We start from the raw sequence: 4,825 nt of genomic DNA on the forward strand, positions 1-4,825 counted from the left end.
TGATGATGCCGTCCTTGACGTACACCTTCCAGAGGCAGGATCCCGTGCAGTTCACGCCGTGCGTGGAGTTCACGACCTTGTCGTGGCTCCACCGGTCCCGGTAGAAGGCGTCCGCGTCCCGGCCGCCGACGAGTCCGATGCTGTGCAGGTCGGGGGCGGCGGTGCCGCGGCGGAAGAACTTGCCCGCGCGCAGCAGCGCGGCGCCGGGCTCGGTCGTCTCTGTCACCCTTGAGCTCCCTAAGTCTGCCTTTCAACGAACCTAGGCGCGGGGCGGCGGCGGCACACGGCGGCTGCCGCCGTACGGGTTGCGTCAGGCCCCCGGGCCGTCCGCTCGCGGGGCGCCCGCCTTACCCCTGAGGTAATCGACCCCCGCCCGCGGGCCCGGCAGGGTTGTTCCTACCGGATCCGGTCCGGCGCACTCCGGCCCGGATCCGGCCATCTTTCCCGCTGCCTTTCTCTGTGCTCTTCCTGGTGTTTTCCCTTCTGCTGACGGAGGCCGGTTTCCCATGTCGACGTACTCTGCGTTCCCGCTCACCGCACTGGCCCGCACGAACGACCCGAAGACCATGCTGCGCCGCTTCCTCGCCCTGGACGCGGTCGTCACCGCCGGGAACGGTCTGGCCTACGCCGCCGCCTCCGGGCCGCTGGGGCGCTTCCTCGGCGTCGACGCGGGGCTCCTGCTCGGCCTGGGTGTCGCCCTCGTGCTGTACGGCGCAGGTGTCGGTTACCTGGCGTCGCGCCAGAGCCCGCCCGTGCCCGCCGTCCGGGCGGTGATCGAGGTGAACGCGATCTGGGCGTTGCTCAGTGTCGTCGCCGTGATCGCGTGGTTCTCGCCCAGCACGGCGGGCGCGGTGTGGATCCCGCTCCAGGCCCTGGTCGTCGGCGGCTTCGCCGCGGTGCAGTACGCGGCGCTGCGGGCCCTGCGCGGTTAGGTGTGTCAGAACGACACACCTAGGGCTGTTCGGCCCCTGCGCCGCGCGCGTCGAAACGGCTGCGGGCGGCCTCGATCTCGGAGAGATACCGGTGCGTCCAGGCGCACATGCCGTCGACCGTGGCGAGCAGCCCCTCGCCCGCCTCGGTCAGGCGGTACTCGACGCGCGGCGGCACGGTGGGGTACACCGTCCGGTGCACGACGCCGTCGCGCTCCAGGCCGCGCAGGGTCTGCGTCAGCATCTTGTGGCTGATGCCGTCCACCGCGGTTCGCAGCTCGGTGAAGCGCAGCGTCCGGTCGGCCAGGGCGTTGATGATCAGCAGCGCCCACTTGTTGGCCACGCCCGAGAAGATCTCGCGGGCCAGCGAGTCGGCGCGGGTCAGGTCCGCGTCGTCGGGCAGGCCGTCGCTCTGCTTGTTCCGCATGCCCTAGGAACCCGCGGACCGGAGGAACTTGACCGTCGCCGGGTCGGCCGGGAGCAGCGTCTCGATGGCCAGCTCGGCGACCGTCACGTCCATCGGGGTGTTGAAGGTGGAGATCGACGAGACGAAGGAGAGCAGGTGTCCGTCGTGCTCGATGCGCAGGGGCAGCGCGAAGTAGGGCAGGCCGTTCGGCGGCCCGTCGGCATCGACGACATCCACACCGGGATCCGCCACCGGATACGCCGCCACCTCCTCGTACACCGCACGCAGCGCGTCGGACCGCTGCAAGGCGATCTGCCGCTCCATCTGGTGCAGCAGATGCCCCCGCCACTCGCGCAGATTGCGGATCTTGGGGGCCAGGCCCTCGGGGTGCAGCGTGAGCCGCATGGCGTTCAGCGGCGGCTTCAGGAGGTGCTCGGGGACGCCGTCGAGGATCATCGCGATGCCGTTGTTCGCGGCGACCACGTCGTACGCCGCGTCGACGACCAGGGCGGGGTAGGGCTCGTAGCCGCGCAGGAGCTGTTCCAGGCCCTCCCGCAGGGCGCCCATCGAAGGGTCGTCCATCGGGGTCTCGCGGAAGCGGGGCGCGTAACCCGCCGCGAGGAGCAGGGAGTTGCGCTCCCGCACGGGTACGTCCAGGTGCTCGGCGAGGCGCAGCACGAGCTCCTCGCTCGGGCGTGACCTGCCCGTCTCGACGAAGCTGATGTGCCGCGCGGAGGAGTCGGCACGCAGCGCCAGATCCAGCTGGCTCACCTTGCGCCGTTCGCGCCAGGCGCGCAGGAGCGGGCCGACGCCGGTGCTTTCCCTGAGGGGCACGGCAGTTGTCATACCCAGACAGTAATCGAAGGGGTGCGCGATCCGCCGGGGTCCGTGGCGCGGGTCGCTCGGCCGGTGGCCTGTTCGGGGCCGCGCGGGGAGCGGTGTGGCAGGCTGAGTGGCATACGTCCGTCCATTCGTTCACAGGTGCGTACGCGCACGCACGGGAAAGGGGCGCGGTCATGCCAGTCGAACCGCTGTCGCAGAAGGACGTCGAGGAGCGGCTCGCGGAGCTGCCCGGTTGGTCGCTCGAAGGCGGCCGGATCACCCGCTCGTACCGGCTCGGCTCGCACTTCGCGGCGACCGCGATGGTCGTCCACGTCGCGCAGATCCAGGAGGAGCTCGGCCACCACTCCGAGCTGACGCTCGGCTACAACACTGTCTCCCTGGCCGTGAACACCCACAGCGCGGACGGCGCCATCACCGCACTGGACTTCGACCTGGCCCGCAAGGTCGAGGATGCGGCGGTCGGGCACGGAGCGGTCTGAGCGCCGATGCTGGACTACAGCAGGGAAGCCGACCGTTATGACGCGTCGCGCGGCGGCGAGCCCCGCGCCGACGCCGCTGCCACCGCGGTCCGGAGTCTGCTGCCGCCCGGCACCCGCACACTGCTCGACGTCGCCTGCGGCACGGGCTTGGTCACCCGGCGCCTCGCCGGGGCGGGCCTGCGGGTGACCGGGGTGGACGCGGCGGACAGCATGGCGCGCATGGCGGCGGGGCGGTTGCCGGGGGGTGTCGTACTGGGCGACAGCCGCCGACTCCCCTTCTCCGACGCGTCGTTCGACGCGGTGTGTGCGGTGTGGCTGCTGCATCTGCTGTCCGGTGCCGGGGAGGCGGCGGCGGTCGTCGCGGAGTGTGCGCGCGTGCTGCGGCCCGGCGGGGTGTTCGTCACGACCGTCGACAAGGCCGCCGCGCACGACGTCGGCAGCGACATCGACGCCGCCCTCGCCCCGCGTCCGGTGCTCCCCGCGGTCGACGGCGCCGGGGCGGTCGGGACGTACGCCGCCGCCCGGGGCCTGACACCGGCAGGCGAGACCTGGTTCCGGGGCCACGGCCAGGGCCGCTCGCCCCGCTCGACGATCGCCGACGTCCGGCGGGGCTGGTTCACCCAGATCCCGCCCGAAGGACCTCTGGCCGTACTGCTCACCACGGACCTCGCGGCCCTCCCCGATCAGGAAGTGCCCCGCCCCGACCCGCACTTCACCCTCAGAGCGTTCCGCAAGCCGCCCGCCGGGTGAACCGCATCTCCCAGTTGTCCAGCCAACTCCGCCCGCCGTCGACGGAGAAGGCCTGCTCCCATACGGCGGTACGCGCGGAGATGCCCGACCAGACGAAGCGGACGCGGACGGGCCTGCCGTCGTACGCGTCGTCCCCGTGGAACTCGCCGCGGCTGTCCGCGCCGAACCGGCCGAAGACTGGCGGGAAGAGCTTGCCGCTGCGGCTCGACGACCAGTTCAGCGACCAGTCCTCGGTCTCGTGGTCGAAGAGCCGCAGGGTCAGCCCCATGAAGCCCTCGCCGCGGCAGTCCATCTCATCGATGTTGGCGGCCCCGCCGAAGAGGCTCCAGCACCGGCTTACGGCCGTGAACTCCTCCCACTCGCTCGCCGGGTCGAGGAAGTCCTTCCGGCGGCGGTGCGCCACGTCCCAGTCGCCGAAGAAGAAGTCGAAGTCGTGCGGGCTGCTCATGAGCGGTGGTCTCCTGTGGTGCCGTCGGGCAGGGTGTCGTTGATGTAGGCGTCGAGGCCGGGCAGGCCGGTGGCCCCGGGGTTCTCGGGGCCGGGGGACTCGGGGGCGAGCATGTGCCGTACCCAGGAGTCGCGTTCGTGGAGCAGGGGCGGAAGTTCCCAGACGCAGCCGATCAGCGGCCGGTCCAGGAGCATGAAATGCGTCGGATCCCGGTCGGGGCAGCCGAGCGCGGGCTGGCCCGCGACGGCGACGCGGCAGTGCAGGACGTTGTCCCACACCCAGCTGTACGCGTTGAGGTACGCGCCGCTGTCCCCGCCCCGGTGCAGCACGACGAACGTCGCGGGCGGCGTCCCGTCCGGCTCGGGCAGCAGCCCGGGCAGGAACGCGTACGCCGCCTTCTCCACGCCGGGCTCGATGCCCGCCGGATCCGCGGTGACGTGATAGCGCTTGATACGGCGTCCCGCGACCTCGACGGGCGGCGGCGAGTGCCGCAGTTTCTCCTGAAAGGGCATGTCAGGGACGCTAGGTCCACTTCACTGACATCCTGTGTCAGTGAAGTCCATGAAGTCAGTGAAGTTCCGCAGGTATGCGCAGGGCGCCCGGGCGGCGGCGCGGTGAAGGCGGACCGGCTCGTCTCGATCCTCCTGCTGCTCCAGACCAGGGGCCGGATGACGGCTGCCCAGCTGGCCGGGGAGCTGGAGGTGTCGGTGCGGACGGTCTACCGGGACGTGGAGGCCCTGCACACCGCCGGGATTCCGCTCTACGGGGACGCAGGACACGCGGGCGGCTACCGCCTCCTCGACGGCTACCGCACCCGGCTCACCGGCCTGTCCGCGCCGGAGGCACAGGCGCTCTTCCTGGCGGGCGCGCCGGGCCCCGCCGCCGACCTGGGCCTGGGCCCGGTCCTGGCCGCCGCGCAGCTCAAGGTGCGCGCGGCGCTCCCGGCGGAACTGCGCCCGCACGCCGACCG

General features: G+C 71.9%; 9 protein-coding genes. 4 read left to right on the plus strand and 5 right to left on the minus strand.

Going from position 1 to position 4,825, the window contains the following annotated elements; genetic code table 11:
- The coding region (locus tag ACQKIP_RS36315; RefSeq protein WP_427745114.1) for a hypothetical protein at positions 1–226 on the minus strand (226 nt) is incomplete at its 3' end.
- 280 nt (positions 227–506) lie between these two features.
- On the opposite strand from ACQKIP_RS36315, the gene ACQKIP_RS36320 reads away from it, so the two are divergent.
- Positions 507–932 (plus strand): hypothetical protein, encoded by a 426-nt coding sequence (locus tag ACQKIP_RS36320; protein ID WP_365855652.1) that lies wholly within the window; start codon positions 507–509, stop codon positions 930–932.
- 19 nt (positions 933–951) lie between these two features.
- On the opposite strand, the gene ACQKIP_RS36325 is transcribed toward ACQKIP_RS36320, so the two are convergent.
- Together ACQKIP_RS36325 and ACQKIP_RS36330 are read right to left on the minus strand one after the other, a co-directional pair.
- The gene (locus ACQKIP_RS36325; protein ID WP_365855650.1) at positions 952–1,356 is read right to left on the minus strand and encodes a winged helix-turn-helix transcriptional regulator; all 405 of its coding nucleotides are present in this window, start codon (positions 1,354–1,356) and stop codon (positions 952–954) included.
- A gap of 3 nt (positions 1,357–1,359) precedes the next feature.
- On the minus strand, positions 1,360–2,181 hold the full coding sequence (locus ACQKIP_RS36330; RefSeq protein ID WP_365855648.1) for a helix-turn-helix domain-containing protein: 822 nt from the start codon (positions 2,179–2,181) through the stop codon (positions 1,360–1,362).
- Between the two features lie 170 nt (positions 2,182–2,351).
- On the opposite strand from ACQKIP_RS36330, the gene ACQKIP_RS36335 reads away from it, so the two are divergent.
- Both ACQKIP_RS36335 and ACQKIP_RS36340 read left to right on the plus strand, forming a co-directional pair.
- Complete coding sequence (locus ACQKIP_RS36335; protein ID WP_365855646.1) at positions 2,352–2,657, plus strand: 4a-hydroxytetrahydrobiopterin dehydratase; 306 nt, start codon at positions 2,352–2,354, stop codon at positions 2,655–2,657.
- A 6-nt stretch (positions 2,658–2,663) separates the two neighbouring features.
- Positions 2,664–3,407, plus strand: coding sequence for a class I SAM-dependent methyltransferase (locus ACQKIP_RS36340; protein ID WP_365855644.1), 744 nt, complete (start codon positions 2,664–2,666; stop codon positions 3,405–3,407).
- Here the strand turns inward: ACQKIP_RS36340 and ACQKIP_RS36345 are convergent.
- Positions 3,376–3,855, minus strand: a complete 480-nt coding sequence (locus tag ACQKIP_RS36345; protein WP_365855642.1) for a hypothetical protein — start codon at positions 3,853–3,855, stop codon at positions 3,376–3,378. The two genes, ACQKIP_RS36340 and ACQKIP_RS36345, sit on opposite strands and share 32 nt — an antisense overlap.
- Complete coding sequence (locus ACQKIP_RS36350) at positions 3,852–4,367, minus strand: hypothetical protein (RefSeq protein ID WP_365855640.1); 516 nt, start codon at positions 4,365–4,367, stop codon at positions 3,852–3,854. The genes ACQKIP_RS36345 and ACQKIP_RS36350 overlap by 4 nt, the downstream gene beginning before the upstream one ends.
- Positions 4,368–4,469: 102 nt before the next feature.
- Between ACQKIP_RS36350 and ACQKIP_RS36355 the strand changes: the two genes are divergently transcribed.
- Positions 4,470–4,825 (plus strand): helix-turn-helix transcriptional regulator (locus ACQKIP_RS36355; protein ID WP_427745117.1); only part of this gene is annotated, 356 nt, incomplete at its 3' end.

It is taken from the genome of Streptomyces sp. NPDC059900, from assembly GCF_050270335.1.
Classification (GTDB): domain Bacteria; phylum Actinomycetota; class Actinomycetes; order Streptomycetales; family Streptomycetaceae; genus Streptomyces.

Excerpts from the sequence above, each read along its gene's own strand:
- ACQKIP_RS36320 (WP_365855652.1), top strand. The coding sequence starts at position 507 with ATGTCGACGTACTCTGCGTTCCCGCTCACCGCACTGGCCCGCACGAAC.
- ACQKIP_RS36325 (WP_365855650.1), bottom strand. The coding sequence starts at position 1,356 with ATGCGGAACAAGCAGAGCGACGGCCTGCCCGACGACGCGGACCTGACC.
- ACQKIP_RS36330 (WP_365855648.1), bottom strand. The coding sequence starts at position 2,181 with ATGACAACTGCCGTGCCCCTCAGGGAAAGCACCGGCGTCGGCCCGCTC.
- ACQKIP_RS36335 (WP_365855646.1), top strand. The coding sequence starts at position 2,352 with ATGCCAGTCGAACCGCTGTCGCAGAAGGACGTCGAGGAGCGGCTCGCG.
- ACQKIP_RS36340 (WP_365855644.1), top strand. The coding sequence starts at position 2,664 with ATGCTGGACTACAGCAGGGAAGCCGACCGTTATGACGCGTCGCGCGGC.
- ACQKIP_RS36345 (WP_365855642.1), bottom strand. The coding sequence starts at position 3,855 with ATGAGCAGCCCGCACGACTTCGACTTCTTCTTCGGCGACTGGGACGTG.
- ACQKIP_RS36350 (WP_365855640.1), bottom strand. The coding sequence starts at position 4,367 with ATGCCCTTTCAGGAGAAACTGCGGCACTCGCCGCCGCCCGTCGAGGTC.